The organism is Vibrio sp. D401a, from assembly GCF_030248515.1.
Classification (GTDB): Bacteria; Pseudomonadota; Gammaproteobacteria; order Enterobacterales; family Vibrionaceae; genus Vibrio; species Vibrio rotiferianus.
Genome location: NZ_JAHGAI010000114.1, coordinates 1 through 691, shown reverse-complemented (window position 1 = coordinate 691; position 691 = coordinate 1). Strand labels below are relative to the sequence as shown.

At 41.4% G+C, this 691-nt stretch carries 1 protein-coding gene; it reads right to left on the bottom strand.

Translation table 11 applies throughout. The features are described from left to right. Nucleotides 1–74: 74 nt before the first annotated feature. On the bottom strand, nt 75–548 hold the full coding sequence (locus KIV41_RS24770) for a hypothetical protein (protein WP_010448942.1): 474 nt from the start codon (nt 546–548) through the stop codon (nt 75–77). Nucleotides 549–691 lie beyond the last annotated feature (143 nt).

Sequence of the window (691 nt, the reverse complement as noted above, 5' to 3'; positions counted from 1 at the left end):
GCATACCACCTTAAACACCAAAACCAACGCATAGTGAAAATGCCACGCGTTGCGAATCACTCTTAAACAGTTTGTTATATTTTATTTTCTACATAGCTTGGAACATCAACTTTTTGCCCACCTTGAGAAAAGTGATGATCAAATGCATAAGCTAATTTCTCCAGCGGAGCATCCTTATAGCCAACACTTTGAACCTCGGCTATGTAGCGTTGCAAAAAGCCTGGAGCGCCAAGAGTTTTCCATTGAGCAACATGCACCAACTCGTGAAAGTGCAGTCGTAGGTCCTGAGCGAAAGTCGGTAAAATATAATAAGTGTTCTTATATGTAATACCTTGAATTTCCATATCAAGAAAGTCACCTAAACCCGCTTCACGTAATTCTGGGAAATCTGGCTTTGGGATACTATCAACGATCACAAAATATGAGTCAGCTAGAAATTCTTCGGAGTAGAAGCCGGCGAACTGACGCGCAAACAACGTACAAATTTTTCGTTGGCTAGAAAACCTTTCGTTCGTTAAATCAATCCATTCTTCGATTCTGTTTAGCATGATGAACTCCAGTAAAATATAACGCCCTGCTAAGGGGTGAGCAACGCAATACCAAAGCCGCCGCAAACCACCTTAATCACTAAATTAAACGCATAGTGAAAATGCCACGCGTTGCGAATCCCTCTTGAGCAGTTTGTTATGTT